We start from the raw sequence: 16,787 nt of genomic DNA, 5'->3' as shown, positions 1-16,787 counted from the left end.
GGTGCGTGGATGCGTCCCGGTCGCGCGACCCCGACGCGCGTCGAGGCGGGCATCTACCGCCGCGACCTCGAGCTCGCGGCCGAGCGGGGCATCCGCACGGGCGACCCGATCGCGCACCGCGCGCGCGTCGGTCGCCTCAAGGTCATCTCCGACGGCTCGCTCGGCACCCGCACGGCGTGGACGGCGCATCCGTACGGCTGGGGCGGGTCGACCGGCCCCACCACCGGCGTGCGCAACGTCGACGACGCCGAGCTCGACCGGATGCTCGAGCGCGGCGCCGAGCTCGGCCTCGACGCCACGATCCACGCGATCGGCGATGCGGCCGTCACCGCCGCGATCGACGCCTTCGAGCGCGCCGGCGGGCGCGGTGGCCGCATCGAGCACGCGCAGCTCGTCGCGGGCGTCGACATCCCGCGGATGGCGCGGCTCGGCATCGTCGCCTCGATCCAGCCGGAGCACGCGCTCGACGACCGCGAGCTCATGGCCGCGCTGTGGGCCGACCGCAGCCGGGACGCGTTCCGGGTGCGCAGCCTGCTCGAGGCCGGCGTCGGCGTCGTGCTCGGCTCCGACGCGCCCGTCACGCCGCTCGATCCGTGGCTCGCGATCGCGACCGCCGTGACGCGCACGCGCGGCGACGAGACGCCGTGGCAGCCGGAGGAGGCGATCCCGCTCGAGCAGGCCGTCGCGATCTCGGCGCGCTCGCGGATCGCGCCGGGTGAGCCCGCCGACCTCGCCGTGCTGGGTGCGCCCGCGCCGGAGGGCGACGACCCGCACGCGGTCGCGGCGGCGCTGCGGTCGATGCCGGTCGCGATGACGATGGTCGCGGGGGAGCCGATCTTCGAAGGGTGACCTCGGCCGCTTCGGTGGCAGGATCGACCGTGACGAGGGAGTCACGATGCGCGATCGGATCACGCTGCGGTTCATGGCCGCGCCGACGGATGCCGCGCACGACGGCGGCACCGTGCAGGCGGGCCGCGTGCTCGAGTGGATCGACAAGGCGGGCTTCGCGTGCGCTGCCGGCTACTCCGGCACGTACTGCGTCACCGCCTACGTCGGCAACGTGCACTACACGGCGCCCATCCGCCCCGGCAGCCTCGTCGAGGCGTCGGCCCGCATCACGCACACGGGGCGAACGAGCATGCACGTGTTCGTCACGGTCGAGGCGGCCGATCCGCGCACGGGCGAGTTCGAGGTGGCGCTCGACTGCCTGCTCGTGTTCGTCGCGGTCGACGACGAGGGCAAGGGCAAGCCCGTGCCGCCGTGGCGGCCGCGGACGAGCAACGACGAGCTGCTCGCGCGCGGCAGCGAGGAGCGCGTCGAGGCGCGGAAGCGCATCCACGACCTGCAGGCGGCCGTCGCGTTCGGGCCCGAGCTGACGACGCCGTCCGAGACGTTCCGCTTCCTCGCGAACCCCGCCGACGTCAACTGGGGCGGCAACGCGCACGGCGGCATCGTCATGCGCTGGATCGATGAGACCGCGACCGCGTGCGCCGCGCGCCACTCGGGTGCCGACCCGGTCGCGGTCTACACCGGCGGCATCCACTTCTACCGGCCCATCCACATCGGGCACGTCGTCGAGGTCGAGGCCCGGCTGCTGCACACCGGTCCGCACTCGATGCACATCCTCGCGCGCACCCGCACGGGCGACCCCCGCACGGGCGAGCTCGAGCTCGCCACCCAGTGCATGTCGGTCTACGTCGTGCGCGGCGACGACGGCGACGCGATCCCGCTGCCGCAGCTGCGGCTCGACGCCGAGGCCGACCGGGTCGCCGACGCCCAGGTGCGCGAGATCGTCGCCCAGCGCGCCGACCTGCCGCCGCTCCCGGTGCCGCGACGCGACTGAGCGCGCCCCCGCCGGGGTGACGCATCCGACAGCGGATGCCGTGGGCCGTTGTGGATGCGGCACAAGCGGCGGTGGGCGGGTCACGCGCCGCATTGCGGTCGGGACCAAGCCATTCGGCGACGCCCGCGGCCCGTGCCTACCGTGGGGACGCATCCGTACCTTGATGGGGGAACCATGGCTGACCGCACTGCATCCGCTCGCCTCGATCGTCGCCAGCGCGCGCGCTCCAGCGAGGGACCGCGCCAGCACGCCAAGGTCGACGTCGCCTGGCTCGGGCGCGACCTGCTCGGCACCTGGGCGGAGCAGCGCCTCGCCGCTCGCCGCAAGGTCGCCGATCCCACCTTCCAGCGCATCGACGACCTCACGATGGCCGACCACCGCGAGCGGGTGCTCGGCCAGATGCGCGCGCTCGCCGCCGACGGCGCCGTGCTCCGCGCGTTCCCGTCGCGGCTGGGCGGTCACGACGACCACGGCGGCAACATCGCCGGCTTCGAGGAGCTCGTGCTCGCCGACCCGAGCCTGCAGATCAAGTCGGGCGTGCACTACGGCCTCTTCGGCGCCGCGGTGCTGCACCTGGGCACGCAGCACCACCACGACACCTTCCTGCCGCCGATCATGCGCTTCGACATCCCCGGCGCCTTCGCCATGACCGAGACGGGTCACGGCTCCGACGTCGCCTCGATCGGCACGACCGCCACGTACGACGCCGACACGGAGGAGTTCGACCTCCACACGCCATTCCGCGGCGCGTGGAAGGACTACCTCGGCAACGCCGCGCTGCACGGTCGCGACGCGGTCGTCTTCGCGAAGCTCATCACGGGCGGCGTCGACCACGGCGTGCACGCGTTCTACGTGCCGCTCCGCGACGAGTCCGGCGCGTTCCTGCCCGGCATCGGCGGCGAGGACGACGGCTACAAGGGCGGCCTCAACGGCATCGACAACGGCCGGCTGCACTTCACCCACGTGCGCGTGCCGCGCACGAACCTGCTCAACCGCTACGGCGACGTCGCGCCCGACGGCACCTACTCGAGCCCCATCGAGAGCCCCGGCCGTCGCTTCTTCACGATGCTCGGCACGCTCGTGCAGGGCCGCGTCTCGCTCGACGGCGCCGCGGTCGTCGCGCAGCAGGCGGCGCTCGCGATCGCGATCCGCTACGCCACCGAGCGCCGGCAGTTCAACGCCTCGAGCGAGGCGCAGGAGGAGGTGCTGCTCGACTACCGCAGGCACCAGCGGCGCCTGTTCACGCGGCTGTCGAAGGCGTACGCGCAGACCTACGCGCACGCGATCCTGCTGACGAAGTTCGACGGCGTCTTCTCGGGCCGCACCGACACCCCCGAGGAGCGCGAGGACCTCGAGACGCTCGCGGCCGGCCTCAAGGCGCTGTCGTCGTGGCAGTCGCTCGACACGCTCCAGGAGGCCCGCGAGGCTTGCGGTGGCGCCGGGTTCCTCGGCGAGAACCGGCTCGTGCAGCTGCGCGCCGACCTCGACGTCTACGCGACCTTCGAGGGCGACAACACCGTGCTGCTGCAGCTCGTCGGCAAGCGGCTGCTCGGCGACTTCGCGAAGCAGTTCAAGGGCGCCTCCAAGGCCGACATCGCCCGCTTCGCCGCCGACCAGTTCTTCGACCGCGCGACCGCGCTCGTCGGGCTCCGCGCGCTCGGGCAGGACGTGCGCGACCTGCGTCGCGTGCAGAACGCATCCGTCGCCATCCGCGACCGCGACTTCCAGCGGGACATGCTCGAGGACCGGGTCGAGACGATGGTCGCCGAGATCGCGGGCCGGCTGCGCCACGCGCCGCGCGACCAGGCGAAGGCGGCCGCGGCGTTCAACGCCGAGCAGCACGAGCTCATCGAGGCCGCGCGCGCATGGGTCGAGCTCCAGCAGTACAACGCGCTCGACGAGGCCGTCGAGCGGATGCCCGACGCGACGAAGAAGGTCATGACGCACGTGCGCGACCTCTTCGCGCTCACGATCATCGAGGAGCACGCCGCCTGGCACCTCGAGAACGGTCGCCTCTCGGACGCCCGCTCGAAGGCGGTCACCTCGACGATCGAGCGCCTGCTGCAGAAGCTGCGCCCGCACGCGCTCGACCTCGTGGCGTCGTTCGGCTTCGGCGACGAGCACCTGCGCGCGGAGATCGCCAGCGGCGCCGAGGGGGAGCGGCAGGCCGAGGCGATGGCCTACTACGACGCGCTGCGCGCCTCGGGCGCCATGCCGGTGCCCGAGAAGCAGGCGCGCCTCGCGGCCGGCGCAGAGCCGCTCGCGGATGCGGCGTCGTCGCCGCTGCCGCCCGAGGAGGTCGTGGCGATCGACCACGACCTGGACGTCCAGGATGCACCGGCCGAGCGGGTCGAGGCGGCTGACGACCGCGTGTCCGTCGAGCCCGCGGACGAGGCGGTCGACGCCCGCTGACGCCTCGTCGTGGAGGAGCCCGGTCGCAGCGCGGCCGGGCTCTTTCCATGCACGACCCATAGGTCGTATTCCGCTCTCGGGATTGCGTACGCCATACGCTGTCACTATCCGGGGTTCGGAACCAACGATGCTCCGACCCGTACCGGCTGGGAAGTCGCGCAAGGCCCGAGAGGGGCACAATGACCACCACGATGACCGCAGGGGCACTTCGCTCCACGATCCCCGCGAGCGAGCGCGCCGAGCGCGCTGAGCGTGCCGACTTCCGCGTCGTCGCCAAGGCCGTCCGCGACGCAGGCCTGCTCGAGCGCCGCGTCGGCTTCTACGTCGGCGTCATGATCGTCCTCGGCGTCGCCCTCGTCGGCCTGCTGGTCGGGGCCGTGCTGCTCGGCGACAGCTGGTTCCAGCTCCTCATCGCCGCGGGCCTCGGCATCGTGTTCACCCAGATCGCGTTCATCGCCCACGAGGCCTCGCACCGCCAGGTGCTGAAGTCGGGCCCCGCCAACGACCGCCTCGGCCGCATCCTCGCAGCCGGCGTCGTGGGCATCAGCCACCAGTGGTGGATGACGAAGCACTCCCGCCACCACGCGAACCCGAACCAGATCGGTCGCGACCCCGACATCGACATCGACACGATCTCGTTCCTGCCGAGCGACGCGAAGAAGGCCCGCGGCATCCAGCGCTGGGTCACGCAGCGCCAGGGCTGGCTCTTCTTCCCGCTGCTCACGTTCGAGGGCGCCAACCTGCACGTGCGATCGGTGCTGACGCTCCTCGAGCGCCGACCGGTCGTCGGCCGCTGGCTCGAGCTCGGCCTCATCTTCACGCGCTTCGCGGTCTTCTTCACCTTCCTCTTCGTCATCATGCCGCCGCTCATGGCACTCGCCTTCATCGCCGTCCAGATGGCCGTCTTCGGCGTGGGCATGGGCGCATCGTTCGCGCCGAACCACAAGGGCATGCCGACGGTCGGCCGCGACGTGAAGCTCGACTTCTTCACGAAGCAGGTGCGCACCTCCCGCAACATCCGCGGCTGGGGTATGAGCACGCTCATGGGCGGCCTGAACTACCAGGTGGAGCACCACCTGTTCCCGAACATGGCGCGCCCGCACCTCAAGGCGGCGAGCGAGATCGTGCGCGCGCACTGCGCCCAGCACAACATCCCGTACACCGAGACGAACCTCGTCGGTGCGTACGCATCGGTCGTCCGGTACTTGAACCGCGTGGGCCTCGCCGCTCGCGACCCGTTCGACTGCCCGATGCTCGACGCGCGCCGGTGACAGCAGCCGCCCGCCCGCCGCGCTCGCGGCAGCCGATCCGCTACGCGCTCGCCGCCCTCCACTGGCGGCTGAGCCCGTGGCGGCTCGTGCGCGAGCAGCCGCCCTACGAGGGTCCTCGGCTGCTCATCGGCGCCCCGCACACGTCCAACCGTGACTTCGTCATCATGCTCGGCATCGCGTGGGATGCGCGGCTGCCGGTGCGCTGGCTCGGCAAGCGCGAGCTGTTCCAGGGGCCGTTCGGCCGCGTCATGCACTGGCTCGGCGGCATCCCGGTCGACCGCGACGATCCCGCGGGGCTCGTCGCGCGCATCGTCGAGCTCGTCCGCAGCGATCCGAACGCGGCGATCGTCGTCACGCCCGACGGCACCCGCAGCTCGACGCTGTGGAAGAGCGGCTTCTACCGGATCGCGCTCGAGTCTAGGATCCCGGTCACGCTCGGCTGGGTCGACCGGGTCACCGGCACCGCGGGCCTCGGCCCGACCCTCACGATGACGGGGGATGTGCCGGGCGACATGGACCGCATCCGCGCGTTCTACGCCGGCAAGCTCGGCATCAACGCCGACCGCACGACCGAGCCGCGGCTCTCCGACGAGGCCGGGCTCGCCGCTCGGCTCGCCGAGGAGCGCCGGCTGCCCTGACCGGCGCCCTGGGCTCAGGCTCGGCCCCGGCTCGCCGGGCTCGCGTCGTGCGACGGCCGCGCGCGAGCGCACCGAACCCTGGTGCCCGTCGCGCTCGGATGCGAGCATGGGGCCATGGACCAGAGCCCCGTGCACGAGATCAGCGAGGCCGAGTGCCTCAAGCTGCTCGCCGCCTTCGAGTTCGGCCGCATCGCGTTCCGCGTCGGTGACGTGCTCGAGGTGTTCCCGGTGAACTACCACGCGGATGGCCACGCCATCACGTTCCGCACGGCGCCCGGCACGAAGCTCGCCGGGGTGCTGCTCGCCGACGACGTCGTGTTCGAGATCGACCACATCGGCGTGCGCGAGGCCTGGAGCGTCATCGGCCACGGCGCTGCCCGCCACCTCGAGTCGAGCGACGAGATCGCGGCCGCCGAGCGGTTGCCGATCCACCCGCTCATCCCGACGGTGAAGCGCGAGTTCGTGCGCATCGACCTCGCCCGCGTCTCTGGCCGCCGGTTCCACCGGCAGGCCGAGCCGGATGTGTCGACCGAGCCGGGCGCCGACTCGACGGACTGATGGCGGGCGCTCCTACATGGCCCCTGAGGCTCCGGGGCTGAGGCCCGCGCCCGCGCGCACCGTGTGCACCGGACGGCTGGCGTCGATGCGCGACGCCACCCACAGCAGGAAGACCGCTTCGGCGTGCGTCATCGGCTCCCGCAGCTCGAGCGCGGGTCGGTAGCGCCACGGGCCGACGGGCGTGATCTCGCCGACCAGCCCACCCTGGAGCTGCACGTCGAAGTGCAGCTTGCCCAGCAGCCAGCTCGTGGTGCGCACGAGCAGCGTGGAGCCGCTCGGGCCGAGCATGCGGCAGCGTGCCCGCCACGGCGCACCGCGCTCGAGCACCAGCGCATCCCGGTCGTCGCCCGCGCGCACGCCCGACATCCCGTCGCGCTGCACGCGGAAGGTCCACTGCGCACCATCGATCTCGACCTCCGGGGCGCGTCCCCAGAAGTCCGGACCGGTGCCGGCGACGCGCTCGCCGTCCGCCGTCACCGAGCCGTCATCCCACGTGTAGCGCATGGGGGCAGGCTATGCGCCCCGCTGGAGGTGCGCCAGCACGCGTCCGCAGCCGGGCCGTGGGGAATGCGCGGCGGCGTGCTGCGCGTTGGATGATGGTGCGAGCCCGCGAACGCCGCGGCCGCAGCAGGGGAGCATCCGCATGACGCAGCCGGTCGAGTCCAGCACGAGCACGCTCGAGAGCGGGCGAGTCGAGACCGACACGCTCGTCGTGGGCATCCTCGGCGCGGGCAAGATCGGCACGGCGCTCGCGCGTCGCTCGATGGCGGCCGGTCACCGCACGCTCATCGCAGGCTCCGGCATCCCCGAGCGCATCCGGCTGATCGCCGAGTACATGGCGCCCGGCGCCGAGGCGATGACGTCGGCGGATGTGGCCGCCGGCGCTGACGTCGTGATCCTCGCGCTGCCGCTCGGCCAGCACACGGAGCTGCCGGTGGAGGCGCTCGAGGGCAAGCTCGTGATCGACGCGATGAACTACTGGTGGGAGACCGACGGCATCCGCGACGAGTTCACCGACCCGACGCGTCCCACGAGCGTGATCGTGCAGGAGTTCCTGCCCTCGTCGCGCGTCGTGAAGGCCTTCAACCACATGGGCTACCACGATCTCGCGGACTGGCCCCGGCCGGCCGGCAACCCGCAGCGGCGCGCGATCGCGGTGGCCGGCGACGAGCCTGGCGACGTCGCGGTCGTCGCGCAGCTCGTCGACGACTTCGGCTTCGACCCGGTGGTGCTCGACTCGCTCGCCGACGGGCTCCGCCTGCAGCCGGGCCACCCGGCCTTCGGCGCGAACGAGGACGCTGCGACGCTCCGAGCCCTCATCGGCTGAGGCGTAGCGACCGCTCAGGATCGCCGCACCAACGACGAAGCCCCCGCTGGGCGGGGGCTTCTGAGTGTGGCTCCGACGGGCGTCGATCCCGTGACCTCACGATTTTCAGTCGTGCGCTCTACCAACTGAGCTACAGAGCCAGGCCGGCCGAAGCCTGCCTTGCACAAGGCCCTCTCTTTCGAGAGGGCCGAGGCGTGGCGACCCTGACGGGACTTGAACCCGCGACCTCCGCCGTGACAGGGCGGCGCGCTAACCAAACTGCGCTACAGGGCCATGCTGGTAGACCCATCGTACAGAACGAATCTGCCGTGAGTGACCCCAACGGGATTCGAACCCGTGCTGCCGCCGTGAAAGGGCGGTGTCCTAGGCCTCTAAACGATGGGGCCGTGTGCCGAAGCACATGACTACCGAGCGATGACGTTACAGCACGCGAGAGCCAGGTTGCAAACCGAGCGTCCCTCCCGGCGCGCCTCGCGCGCTGCTTCTGCGACACGCCGCCTCAACACCGGCTCAATCAAACCTTCAGCCGGAACATGAAAGTTGATAGCGTTGCCCCCATTGTGCTCGCGCACCGCGGTGGCACCATGAGATCGGAGCAGCGCCCTGCGCTGCGAACAGGGAGTGACATGGCGAGGCCTGACAGCACCGGCGCGCGCGTGGCGATGTCTCCACGCTGGCGCCGATTGCGCCATGTCCTCGCCGCGTCGACCGCGGTCGCCGGGATGGTGCTCGTCATCCTCGTGCCGGGCACGCCCTCGGCCGACGCCGTCGACGACTGGGGCTTCCCGACGTGGTCCGAGGTCGAGGCCGCCCGCGGCAACGAGGCCGCCAAGAATCAGCAGATCGAGCAGATCCGTGGCCTGATCGCACAGCTGCAGACCGATCTCGAGAGCGCGCAGGCGCTCTCCGACCAGCGCGCCGCCGAGGCCATCGAGGCGCAGGCGCGCTACGACGAGGCCGTCGCCGTCGCGGAGCGCCTGCAGCAGCAGGCCGATGAGGCGACCGAGCGCGCCGCCGATTCCGAGCGCGCCGCGGGTCAGCTGGCCGCGCAGCTCGCCCGATCGGGTGGCACGGGCGACATGAGCGCCGAGCTCTTCGCCAATCCGGGCTCCGCCGACAACTGGCTCTACCGGCTCGACATGATGGACCGCGTCGCCGGCACCGCCGACTCCCTCTACGAGCAGGCACAGCGCGACGCCAACTCCGCACAGGCGCTCCAGGACCAGGCCGCCGTCGCACGCGAGGCGCTGCTCGGCCTGAAGCAGGAGGCGGATGCGGCGTACCAGGTGGCGCTCGAGGCCGCCGCGGCCGCGCAGGCAGCCGTGGAGCGCGAGCAGAACCACCGCGTCGAGCTCGAGGCGCAGCTCGCCGTGCTGATCGAGAACCGTGCCGCGACCGAGGCCGACTACCAGGCCGGGCAGCGCTGGCAGGCCTACCTCGCCGAGCAGGAGCGGCTCCGCATCGAGCGCGAGCGCCGCGAGGCCGAGGAGGCCCGGCAGCGCTGGCTCGCCGAGCAGCAGCGGCTCGCGGCGGCAGCCGCGGCAGCGGCTGCGGCCAACCAGGGCGGCAGCAGCGGCGGTGGTGGTGGCGGCGGCAGTGCCGGCGGCGGCTCCGTGCCGGTCACGCCGCCTGCCTCGAGCGGCTGGCAGACCCCGCACTACGGCCGCTTCACCTCGAGCTACGGCTGGCGCAACGACCCGCTCGGCATCCTGGGCCGCAAGCTGCACGCGGGCGTCGACATCGCCGCCGGCTGCGGCACCCCGATCTACTCGGTCGCCGCGGGCACCGTCGCGCTGCGATCGCGCGACACCTACGGCGCGAACATGCTCTACATCAACCACGGTGGCGGCGTGCAGAGCGAGTACTTCCACATGAGCCAGCCCGCGCACGTCTATCCGGGCCAGCGGGTGGGTGCCGGCCAGGTCGTCGGCTACGAGGGCGACACCGGCCACGCCATGGGCTGCCACCTGCACTTCCAGATGCGCGTCAACGGCACGCTCGTCAACCCGGAGTCGTTCCTGAACGCGCGCGGCGTCCGCCTCCGCTGACAGGCACCGCCGCCGTCAGGCGGAGACACGAAGAGGGGCGCACCTGCTGGTGCGCCCCTCCTTCGTCTGTCGAGATTCAGTCCGTGACGTCGCGGCCGCCCTCGGGCTTCTCTACGCCCTCGCCCGACTGGTCGCCGTGCTCGGCGTCGAAGGCGGCGTAGCCGGCCTGGACGGTCGCCTCAGCGGCCTCCGCGCCCTCCCACTCGCCGAGCTTGACCCACTTGCCGGGCTCGAGGTCCTTGTAGTGCAGGAAGAAGTGCTCGATCTCGTTGCGCGTCTGCTGCGGCACATCCGTGATGTCCTGGATGTGCGACCAGCGCGGGTCCTTCTCGAGCACGCAGATGACCTTGGTGTCGATGCCGCCGTCGTCCTCCATGTTGAGCTGGCCGACGGGGCGCACGCGCACGAACACGCCCGGCGGCACCGGGTACTCGAGCAGCACGAGCGCGTCGACCGGGTCGCCGTCGAGCCCGAGCGTGCCCTCGAAGAAGCCGTAGTCCGTGGGGTAGACGAAGGTCGTGAAGAGCACGCGGTCGAGGTAGACGCGCCCCGTCTCGTGGTCGACCTCGAACTTGTTGCGGCTCCCCTTGGGGATCTCGATGACGACGTCGTAGGCGGCCAAGGGCGGCTCCTTCTCGTGGGGGTGAGGAATCGGCATAAGGTTACTTCATGCCCGAAAGCGACCGTCGACCGCGGCTGACGCCTGCCGTCGCCGACGTCCGCCGGGCGGTGCGCGAGACGATCGCCGACCTCCCCGAAGGCGCGCTCGTGCTCGTCGCCCTCTCCGGAGGCCCGGATTCGCTCGCGCTCGCCGCCGCTACCGCGTTCGAGGCCGGACGAGCGGGGATGCGCGCGGGCGCCGTGATCGTCGACCACGGCCTGCAGTCCGGCAGCGCCGACATCGCCGACCGCGCCGCCGTCCAGGCGCAGGAGCTGGGGCTCGACCCCGTGCGGGTCATGCGGGTGCAGGTCGCGCCCGACGGCAGCCCCGAGGCCGCCGCCCGCCAGGCCCGCTACGCGGCGCTGCTGCAGGCGCGCAAGGAGCTGAGCGCCGCCGTCGTGCTGCTCGGGCACACGCTCGACGATCAGGCGGAGACCGTGCTCATCGGTCTCGCGCGCGGCTCGGGCTCGGAGAGCCTGTGGGGCATGCACCCGCGCATCGGCTTCCTGCGCCGACCGCTGCTCCAGGTGCGCCGCGCGACGACCCACCAGGCGTGCCGCGACCTCGGGCTCGATGCCTGGAGCGATCCGCACAACGACGACGACCGCTTCCTCCGGGTGCGCGTGCGCCATCGCGTGCTGCCGATGCTCGACGAGGTGCTCGGCGGCGGTGTCGCGCTCGCGCTCACCCGCACCGCAGACACGCTGCGAGAGGACGCCGAGGCGCTCGCGCACTTCGCGCAGGAGCAGATCCTCGACCTCGTCGAGCACGCCGAGGGCGGGCTCTCGCTCGACGTGGGTGGGCTGGGGGCGAACCCGCCCGCGCTGCGGCAGCGCATCATCCGGCTCGCGGTGCAGAGCGAGTTCCACGTCGCGCTCTCGCGGCAGCAGACGCTCGAGGTGTCGCGGCTCGTGACCGACTGGCACGGCCAGGGCCCGATCCACCTGCCCGGCATCCGCGTGACGCGCGACGGGCGCCGGCTCGTCTTCGTCGCGGCGGGGACGGCGGACTGAACCGCCGTGTGACCTACCGGCGCATGCCGGACATGTCACGATGCACCGCGATGGACGGAGCCGCCGCATCCGGGCGCGAGAGGAGCATCATGACCCGAACCCGCTCGGCCGCCCTCGGCCTGCTCGTGCTCGCGCTCAGCGGCTGCGTCGCCGACGCGGCGCCGCCCGCGGACTCGGCGCCGCCGACGCCCGCGGCATCCGTCGAGCCCAGCCCCACGGCGACCGCGACCCCGGCGACCGCGGCCCCGGCGCCGACCTCGGGCACCGCGTCACCGGCCGAGCCCGCCGCGACCGCCTCGCCGCGCCCGCTCGCCGACGGCTGGGAGCGCTTCGAGGTGGGCGACGGCCACACGAGCTGGCGCATGCCGCCGGGCTGGAGCGCCGACATCGAGGCAGAGGCGCTCGAGGGCCGAGTCGAGTGGACCGACTACCGCGGGCTCGTGCGCGACGAGGTGGGCGTGCCCATGCTGCAGTTCGAGGCGATCGCGAGCGGCGGGCAGTATGCGACCGACTTCTCGCCGTGCGAGCGACCGGACACCGAGGTGCTCGAGGTGACGCCGCTCGGCGAGCAGGTCACCGACACGGATGCCGTGGTCGCCTCGGTCGCATTCCACGAATCGCGCGGCGGTCGCGACGGCGTGACGTTCGCCGCCGGTGTGTCCGAGAACGACGTCACGACGGCGTGCGAGCCCGGGATCCTGGCGCTCTATCAGGGCGAGGGGCCGTCCGACTACGACTACCTGCTGCTCCAGATCGTCGACGACGCCGGTTCGTCGTACCCGCGGTTCGCGAGCTTCGACGAGGCGCGCGGCTACCTCGCGACGAGCGAGTACGCGCTCATCCGCGAGGTGCTCCTCTCGTTCGAGAGCCGCTGACCGCTTCGTTGCGCGATCGTGATCCCTCGCCCGGCGAGGGGCCGTGTGCCCCCGCTCGCGCTGCGGTTCGATGCTGGGAGCGCTCCGTGATCGAACCGTGACCTGCAGGCGGTGACCGTGGTCGCGTGGCGGACTTGACGGGATGCATACGGGAAGCGTCCCCGTCACGAGAGGACCACGATGATCACCCACGCACCGACCGGTCGCCTGCGCGCGGCCACGGCCGCACTGCTGCTGAGCGCCCTGCTCGTCGGATGCGCCGGCGCCGCCGGCGCGCCGAGCGAGGCGCCGAGCGCAGACCCGGCGCCGAGCGCGAGCCCCAGCCCCAGCCCGTCGCCGAGCGGCACCCCGCAGGCGGATGCGGGGGTGATCGACACGACGTCGTGGCAGGAGTTCGCCACCGATGACGGCTCGATCGCGTTCCGCTACCCCGCGGACTGGGCGCTCGAGGCCGAGTCCGAGCGGTTCGCCCCCGATGAGGGGCGCGACGACGTCGACGACCCGTTCGTCCGGTGGATGGACAGCGCGACGCTCACCGCCCCGAACGGTCAGCAGCTGCTGCAGATGACCGACTTCATCGACATCGGCGGCACGTGCGGCGACGTGAGCGAGCCGGTCGAGGTGCTCGCGACCGAGACGGGCGCAGGCACGGCGCTCGCCGACGCGAGCGCGACGAGCATCGCGACGGTCGCGCTCGGGACGGTCGATGACCGCTGGAGGGTCGGCGTCGGCATCACCGGTGACGAGTGGCTCGATGCCACCGAGACGTGCGCGATCTCCTTCGTCCTGGGCTCGAGCGACGGCGGCGTCTCGATCGGCACGCACTTCGAGCTCGCTGCCGGCGGCGAGGACGCGCTCTGGACCGTCGACACCCTCGACGACGCGCGCGCCTACATGGAGACCGCCGAGTACGCGACGATCCTCGAGATCCTCCGCTCGGTCGAGGTCGCGTGATGCGCGCGCTCCTGGTGCCCGCGGCGCTGCTCGCCGTCGCCGCGCTCGTCGGATGCTCGCAACCTGCGGCAGCGCCGTCGTCGTCGCCCACCGCATCCGCCGAGGCGGCGCCGTCCCCCTCCGCGACCCCGTCCCCGACCCCGACGCCGTCTCCGACACCGGCCGACCCGCTCGCCGGCTGGCAGGAGGTCGCGACGCCCAACGGCACCGCGACCTTCCGCGTCCCGCCGGGATGGACGGCAGAGGTCGGCGGCGAGCAGATCGAGTACGACGGCGAGACGCACTGGGTCAACCAGATCGGGCTCCGCGACGCCGCCGGCGAGCTGCGCCTGGGCTACAGCGATGGCCCGTACGACGACGTGGGCGCGCTCGCGAGCTTCGGCGTCGTTCGGTCGGCGCCGGTGGCGACGCTCGACGAGGCGGAGCGCGCGGCGCACGACGACGTGGATCCCCGCTACCTCGACCACCACGCGATCGCCTGGTGGACGGCGGGGGATGGTGCGCCGTACATCGCGCATGCCGGCCTCGCGAATCCGCCGCTCGGCGAGAGCCAGCCGACGTCGATCGTCATCGACGGGGAGCGCTCGGTGTCCTTCGGCGTCCGCGAGGAGTTCACGAGCGAAGCGGATGCCGTCGCCTGGCTCGAGAGCGACGACGTCGCGCTGCTGCTGCAGATCGTCGCAACGCTCGACCTGACCGCCATCCCGGCGCCGGCCCTCCCATGACCGCGCGCCCCTCGAGCGGATCCGGCTCGCGCTCGAGCAGTGGCTCGGACGCGGAGCGACGATCGCCGCGGCCGGTAGGTTGGTCGCACGCCGACCGCAGGAGCGCACATGGACTTCACGCACGTCGAGGGTGACCTCGCCAAGACCCTCATCACCGAGGACGAGCTGCACGCCAAGCTCGAGGAGCTCGCCCGGCAGATCGAGGACGACTACGAGGGGCTCGACCTGCTGCTCGTCGGCGTGCTGCGCGGCGCGGTCATGGTGATGGCGGATCTCTCGCGCACCCTGAACCGCCACATCGAGATGGATTGGATGGCCGTCTCGTCCTACGGCTCGGGCACCGTCTCGTCGGGTGTCGTGCGCATCCTCAAGGACCTCGACTCCGACCTCACGGGCCGCAACGTGCTCATCGTCGAGGACATCATCGACTCGGGCCTGACGCTCTCGTGGCTCAAGGCCAACCTCGAGTCGCGCGGCGCCGCCTCGGTCGAGATCTGCACGATGCTGCGCAAGCCCGACGCGCTCAAGGTGCAGGTCGACGTCAAGTACTGCGGCTTCGACATCCCCAACGAGTTCGTCATCGGCTACGGCCTGGACTACGCCGAGCAGTACCGCAACCTGCGCGGCATCGCGGTGCTCGCCCCGCACGTCTACAACTGAGCGCGAGCGGCACCGTCCACGATCGTGACCCGATCGTGACTCGCCGGATGTGACCCGTGGGTGAGCATCGGACATGACGGTTCGAGGGCCGTCCGGCCCGACGACCACGAGGAGTCACGATGACCAGCACTGCCGCCGCCCGAGCCTCCGTCGCCGTCCTGGCTGCGCTCGCCCTCGCCTCCTGCGCGCAGCCGGCCGCCGAGCCGACGGTGGCGCCGGACGGGCCGCCGCCCAGCGCATCCGCATCCCCCGCCCCGACCGCTGCGCCCTCGGCGTCGCCCAGCGCCGCCGCCGACGCGCGGCGGTTCGAGGCGCAGGACGGCGCGGTGCGGTTCGAGCTGCCGGAGGGCTGGACGGTCGACGACCGCAGCGCGATGGGCGATGCCTCGGAGATGTACAGCCGCGGGCCGGGCTGGCTCAACGATCTCGTCGTGCTCGACGAGGACGGCGACCAGATGCTCTGGTACCGGGAGCACTACGGCACCGACACCTACGACTGCGACGTCGAGCAGCCGGACGTCGAGCGGACCGAGATCGCCCCGCTCGCGCCCGAGCTGGTCGCCGCGCTGGAGGCCGACGGGTACGACATCGGCACGACCTACGTGCAGGTCCGGGTCGCCGAGGCAACCGAGTTCCGCGGCGACGCGCGACCGGGCGACTGGGCGGTGCGCATGGAGGTCATCCGGACGCTGGCCGAGGAGGACGGGTGCGTCCCCGTCGTGAGCGAGATGGCGACCGGCAGCCGCGTCGTCCTCATCGACGCGGTCGCCGACAGGGAGGGCGAGCAGGGCATGCCCGACACGACGATCGACTTCGCCGACGAGCAGTCCGCACGCGCATGGCTGCAGAGCGATGAGCACGCGGCGATCCTCGAGGTGCTCGCCTCGCTCGAGCTCACCGACGCCCCGATGCTCGATGCCGCTCCCTGACGCGCCGCCGTCTCGGGCATCCCGGCGCGCTCACAGACCCTGTCACCCGATGTTTGGGAGGATGGCGGCATGACGTCCCCCGCTCGGCTGCTCGCCCCGATCGCGCTCGCGATCGCGGCGTCGGCCCTCGTCGCCTGCTCCGGCGGCACGCCCGCGCCCGACCCGCAGCCCTCGATCCCGCCGGGCATCACGGCGCCGCCGCCGACGGCCCCGGCGACACCCACGCCGACCGTCGAGTCGTCGCTGCCCGCCGAGATCGCCGGTGTCGACACGAGCGACTGGCAGCAGATCCCCGTGCCGAGCGGCGCAGCGACCTTCCGCATCCCGCAGGGCTGGACCGTGAGCGAGGCCGCGGGCGGCCTCGACATCGTGCGCGAGGACGGTGAGCGGCAGCTCGGCTACGCCGAGGACGTCACGGCCGGCGACGGCAGCTGCGTCGACGGTGCCGGCGCGCCCGTCGCCTGGCGCACCGCCGTGCTCGACCGGCAGGACGTCGCCCTCGAGGGCACGACGGGCACCGCCTTCGGCGCGGCCGCCCTGCAGCTCGGCGACCAGTGGATCGTGAGCGTCGGCCTGCGGCCCGCTGCCGACGCGCAGACCCCGCGCTGCCCGATCGAGAACATCATCACGACACCGAACGGCGCCATCAGCTTCGGCTCCGAGGTGAACGTCACGGGGACGGGGCCCGGCGCTCCGTGGGCGGTCGCGTCGGTCGCCGCAGCGCAGGAGTACCTGGGCACGCCCGAGTACGCCACCATCCGCGCCATCCTGATGTCGCTCGAGCTGCTCGGCCCGCCCGCGCCCTGAGCGAACAGCGGCCGAGGGCGGAGGGGCCCGGGGATAGCCTGGTGCCCTCCCGACCCAGAAGGACGT

The 16,787-nt window shown here is 72.5% G+C and carries 17 protein-coding genes and 3 tRNA genes; 15 read left to right on the top strand and 5 right to left on the bottom strand.

Going from position 1 to position 16,787, the window contains the following annotated elements:
* The 6 genes from ABD106_RS07500 to ABD106_RS07475 form a co-directional block, all read left to right on the top strand.
* On the top strand, positions 1-849 hold an 849-nt coding region (locus ABD106_RS07500; protein ID WP_343918969.1), incomplete at its 5' end, for an amidohydrolase family protein.
* A 46-nt stretch (positions 850-895) separates the two neighbouring features.
* The gene (locus ABD106_RS07495) at positions 896-1,843 is read left to right on the top strand and encodes an acyl-CoA thioesterase (protein ID WP_343918967.1); all 948 of its coding nucleotides are present in this window, start codon (positions 896-898) and stop codon (positions 1,841-1,843) included.
* A 174-nt stretch (positions 1,844-2,017) separates the two neighbouring features.
* A complete protein-coding gene (locus ABD106_RS07490) occupies positions 2,018-4,255 on the top strand; it encodes an acyl-CoA dehydrogenase family protein (protein WP_343918965.1) in 2,238 nt (745 codons plus the stop codon).
* A 179-nt stretch (positions 4,256-4,434) separates the two neighbouring features.
* A complete protein-coding gene (locus tag ABD106_RS07485) occupies positions 4,435-5,526 on the top strand; it encodes a fatty acid desaturase family protein (protein ID WP_343918963.1) in 1,092 nt (363 codons plus the stop codon).
* Positions 5,523-6,164 carry a 1-acyl-sn-glycerol-3-phosphate acyltransferase gene (locus ABD106_RS07480; protein ID WP_343918961.1) on the top strand — a complete coding sequence of 214 codons (642 nt, stop codon included), beginning with the start codon at positions 5,523-5,525 and terminating at the stop codon, positions 6,162-6,164. Before ABD106_RS07485 ends, ABD106_RS07480 begins: the two co-directional genes overlap by 4 nt.
* Before the next feature lie 114 nt (positions 6,165-6,278).
* Complete coding sequence (locus ABD106_RS07475) at positions 6,279-6,722, top strand: pyridoxamine 5'-phosphate oxidase family protein (protein ID WP_343918959.1); 444 nt, start codon at positions 6,279-6,281, stop codon at positions 6,720-6,722.
* 12 nt (positions 6,723-6,734) lie between these two features.
* On the opposite strand, the gene ABD106_RS07470 is transcribed toward ABD106_RS07475, so the two are convergent.
* Positions 6,735-7,226, bottom strand: coding sequence for a hypothetical protein (locus tag ABD106_RS07470; RefSeq protein ID WP_343918957.1), 492 nt, complete (start codon positions 7,224-7,226; stop codon positions 6,735-6,737).
* Positions 7,227-7,365: 139 nt separating this feature from the next.
* Here ABD106_RS07470 and ABD106_RS07465 point away from each other — a divergent pair, with 139 nt between their 5' ends.
* Positions 7,366-8,049 (top strand): NADPH-dependent F420 reductase, encoded by a 684-nt coding sequence (locus tag ABD106_RS07465; RefSeq protein ID WP_343918955.1) that lies wholly within the window; start codon positions 7,366-7,368, stop codon positions 8,047-8,049.
* A 67-nt stretch (positions 8,050-8,116) separates the two neighbouring features.
* On the opposite strand, the gene ABD106_RS07460 is transcribed toward ABD106_RS07465, so the two are convergent.
* From ABD106_RS07460 to ABD106_RS07450, 3 genes are all read right to left on the bottom strand, one after another.
* Positions 8,117-8,189 (bottom strand) — tRNA-Phe (locus ABD106_RS07460).
* Between the two features lie 55 nt (positions 8,190-8,244).
* Positions 8,245-8,322: transfer RNA gene (locus ABD106_RS07455), tRNA-Asp, on the bottom strand.
* A gap of 40 nt (positions 8,323-8,362) precedes the next feature.
* Positions 8,363-8,435, bottom strand: a tRNA-Glu gene (locus ABD106_RS07450).
* Positions 8,436-8,732: 297 nt separating this feature from the next.
* Here ABD106_RS07450 and ABD106_RS07445 point away from each other — a divergent pair.
* Positions 8,733-10,097 (top strand): peptidoglycan DD-metalloendopeptidase family protein, encoded by a 1,365-nt coding sequence (locus ABD106_RS07445; RefSeq protein WP_343918953.1) that lies wholly within the window; start codon positions 8,733-8,735, stop codon positions 10,095-10,097.
* Positions 10,098-10,173: 76 nt separating this feature from the next.
* Here the strand turns inward: ABD106_RS07445 and ABD106_RS07440 are convergent, their stop codons facing one another.
* The gene (locus ABD106_RS07440) at positions 10,174-10,719 is read right to left on the bottom strand and encodes an inorganic diphosphatase (RefSeq protein ID WP_343918951.1); all 546 of its coding nucleotides are present in this window, start codon (positions 10,717-10,719) and stop codon (positions 10,174-10,176) included.
* Positions 10,720-10,766: 47 nt separating this feature from the next.
* Between ABD106_RS07440 and tilS the strand changes: the two genes are divergently transcribed.
* The 7 genes from tilS (at position 10,767) to ABD106_RS07405 (ending at position 16,721) form a co-directional block, all read left to right on the top strand.
* Complete coding sequence (gene tilS / locus ABD106_RS07435; protein ID WP_343918949.1) at positions 10,767-11,771, top strand: tRNA lysidine(34) synthetase TilS; 1,005 nt, start codon at positions 10,767-10,769, stop codon at positions 11,769-11,771.
* An 89-nt stretch (positions 11,772-11,860) separates the two neighbouring features.
* Positions 11,861-12,646 (top strand): hypothetical protein, encoded by a 786-nt coding sequence (locus ABD106_RS07430; RefSeq protein WP_343918947.1) that lies wholly within the window; start codon positions 11,861-11,863, stop codon positions 12,644-12,646.
* A gap of 180 nt (positions 12,647-12,826) precedes the next feature.
* Positions 12,827-13,600, top strand: a complete 774-nt coding sequence (locus ABD106_RS07425) for a hypothetical protein (protein ID WP_343918945.1) — start codon at positions 12,827-12,829, stop codon at positions 13,598-13,600.
* Positions 13,600-14,325 carry a hypothetical protein gene (locus ABD106_RS07420; RefSeq protein ID WP_343918943.1) on the top strand — a complete coding sequence of 242 codons (726 nt, stop codon included), beginning with the start codon at positions 13,600-13,602 and terminating at the stop codon, positions 14,323-14,325. Before ABD106_RS07425 ends, ABD106_RS07420 begins: the two co-directional genes overlap by 1 nt.
* 108 nt (positions 14,326-14,433) lie before the next feature.
* Positions 14,434-14,985, top strand: a complete 552-nt coding sequence (gene hpt / locus ABD106_RS07415; protein WP_343918941.1) for a hypoxanthine phosphoribosyltransferase — start codon at positions 14,434-14,436, stop codon at positions 14,983-14,985.
* Positions 14,986-15,104: 119 nt separating this feature from the next.
* Positions 15,105-15,914: a hypothetical protein gene (locus tag ABD106_RS07410; protein WP_343918939.1), complete on the top strand. Its 810-nt coding sequence runs from the start codon at positions 15,105-15,107 to the stop codon at positions 15,912-15,914.
* Positions 15,915-15,983: 69 nt separating this feature from the next.
* On the top strand, positions 15,984-16,721 hold the full coding sequence (locus ABD106_RS07405) for a hypothetical protein (RefSeq protein ID WP_343918937.1): 738 nt from the start codon (positions 15,984-15,986) through the stop codon (positions 16,719-16,721).
* Positions 16,722-16,787: the final 66 nt, after the last annotated feature.

Origin of the sequence: Agrococcus citreus, assembly GCF_039527715.1 — a bacterium.
Lineage (GTDB): Bacteria > Actinomycetota > Actinomycetes > Actinomycetales > Microbacteriaceae > Agrococcus > Agrococcus citreus.
This window is presented reverse-complemented; position numbering and strand designations above follow the sequence as displayed.

Excerpts from the sequence above, each read along its gene's own strand:
- ABD106_RS07430 (WP_343918947.1), top strand. The coding sequence starts at position 11,861 with ATGACCCGAACCCGCTCGGCCGCCCTCGGCCTGCTCGTGCTCGCGCTC.
- ABD106_RS07465 (WP_343918955.1), top strand. The coding sequence starts at position 7,366 with ATGACGCAGCCGGTCGAGTCCAGCACGAGCACGCTCGAGAGCGGGCGA.
- ABD106_RS07475 (WP_343918959.1), top strand. The coding sequence starts at position 6,279 with ATGGACCAGAGCCCCGTGCACGAGATCAGCGAGGCCGAGTGCCTCAAG.
- ABD106_RS07470 (WP_343918957.1), bottom strand. The coding sequence starts at position 7,226 with ATGCGCTACACGTGGGATGACGGCTCGGTGACGGCGGACGGCGAGCGC.
- hpt (WP_343918941.1), top strand. The coding sequence starts at position 14,434 with ATGGACTTCACGCACGTCGAGGGTGACCTCGCCAAGACCCTCATCACC.
- ABD106_RS07410 (WP_343918939.1), top strand. The coding sequence starts at position 15,105 with ATGACCAGCACTGCCGCCGCCCGAGCCTCCGTCGCCGTCCTGGCTGCG.
- ABD106_RS07420 (WP_343918943.1), top strand. The coding sequence starts at position 13,600 with ATGCGCGCGCTCCTGGTGCCCGCGGCGCTGCTCGCCGTCGCCGCGCTC.
- ABD106_RS07490 (WP_343918965.1), top strand. The coding sequence starts at position 2,018 with ATGGCTGACCGCACTGCATCCGCTCGCCTCGATCGTCGCCAGCGCGCG.
- ABD106_RS07425 (WP_343918945.1), top strand. The coding sequence starts at position 12,827 with ATGATCACCCACGCACCGACCGGTCGCCTGCGCGCGGCCACGGCCGCA.
- ABD106_RS07495 (WP_343918967.1), top strand. The coding sequence starts at position 896 with ATGCGCGATCGGATCACGCTGCGGTTCATGGCCGCGCCGACGGATGCC.
- ABD106_RS07485 (WP_343918963.1), top strand. The coding sequence starts at position 4,435 with ATGACCACCACGATGACCGCAGGGGCACTTCGCTCCACGATCCCCGCG.
- ABD106_RS07405 (WP_343918937.1), top strand. The coding sequence starts at position 15,984 with ATGACGTCCCCCGCTCGGCTGCTCGCCCCGATCGCGCTCGCGATCGCG.
- tilS (WP_343918949.1), top strand. The coding sequence starts at position 10,767 with ATGCCCGAAAGCGACCGTCGACCGCGGCTGACGCCTGCCGTCGCCGAC.